1 protein-coding gene is annotated in these 561 nt (G+C 74.0%); it reads right to left on the bottom strand.

All coding sequences use genetic code 11. The features are described from left to right. The coding region (locus ACRWND_RS30955; protein WP_431955314.1) for an Ig-like domain repeat protein at positions 1-561 on the bottom strand (561 nt) is incomplete at both ends.

Here is a 561-nt window from a genome sequence, read left to right as displayed (position 1 = left end):
CGGCACCGCCGAGGCCACCGTCGCCGAGAACGCCACACTCTGCCCGGCCACCGACGGATCCGGAACACCGGCCACCGTCGTCACCGACGCCGCCCGGCCCACGGCATGGGTGCCGGAGGCCGTGGAGGTGCGGAAGTCGAGGTCGCCGTCATAGGTGGCGGTGACGGTGTAGGGGGCTGTTCGGGCGGTGGTGTAGGTGTGGGTGGTGGTGGCCTGGCCGCCGGTCAGGGGGGCGGTCACCGCCTCGGTGCCGTCGCCGAAGGTGAAGGTGACGGTGCCGGTGGGGGTCCCGGCGCCCGGCGCGGTGGGGGTGACGGTGGCGGTGAGGGTGGTCTGTTCGCCGGCTGTGGAGGGCGCGGGTGAGGAGCTGATCGTGGTGGCGGTGTCGGATCGGGAGACCCGTTGGGTTCCCGTCGCCGTGGACGCGGTGAAGTCGGTGTCGCCGCCGTAGGCGGCGGTGACGGTGTAGGGGGTGCCGGCGCGTGAGGTGTAGGTGTGGGTGGTGGTGGCCTGGCCGCCGGTCAGGGGGGCGGTCACCGCCTCGGTGCCGTCGCCGAAGGT

Source organism: Actinacidiphila sp. bgisy167 (genome assembly GCF_965342175.1).
GTDB lineage: Bacteria > Actinomycetota > Actinomycetes > Streptomycetales > Streptomycetaceae > Actinacidiphila.
Note: the sequence above shows the minus strand (reverse complement) of the source record. Positions and strands in the feature narration are given on the sequence as shown.